The sequence below is a fragment of the Trinickia soli genome (assembly GCF_002879855.1).
In the GTDB taxonomy this organism is placed as follows: domain Bacteria; phylum Pseudomonadota; class Gammaproteobacteria; order Burkholderiales; family Burkholderiaceae; genus Trinickia; species Trinickia soli.
Genome location: NZ_PNYB01000082.1, coordinates 1 through 422, shown reverse-complemented (window position 1 = coordinate 422; position 422 = coordinate 1). Strand labels below are relative to the sequence as shown.

The 422-nt window shown below is 63.5% G+C and carries 1 pseudogene; it reads right to left on the bottom strand.

The features are described 5' to 3' along the window. Positions 1–369, bottom strand: a pseudogene (gene ag85B / locus C0Z19_RS27730) (diacylglycerol acyltransferase/mycolyltransferase Ag85B); the annotation flags it as partial. Positions 370–422 lie beyond the last annotated feature (53 nt).

The following is a 422-nucleotide window of genomic DNA, read 5'->3' as shown; positions in this document are numbered from 1 at the left end:
GTACCAGTCGCTGTAGAAGCTGGACTGCCCGCCGACCGGCATGACTATCGACAGTCCCGACTGGTAGTACCACTCGAACGCCGGGGTGTTGATATCCCAGCCGTTGTAGTCGTCTTGGGCGCGCAGGCCGTCGAGCAGATAAACCGCAGGTGAGTTGTTCCCACCGCTCTGGAACTGAACCTTGATGTCGCGGCCCATCGACGGCGACGGCACCTGCAGGTACTCGACCGGCAGCCCCGGCCGGGAGAACGCGCCCGCGGTTGCCTCTCCGCCGGCAAGCCCCACCAGGCCCGGAAGGACTACAGCCGCTGCCGTGCCGATCATCAATCGGCGTCCCCAAGCTCGAATCTTTCGGCTCACGTCTGTCATACCTGTGCCCCTTTGTCCTGTATGTCGTCGTGTGCTCGGGCCAGAACATACCG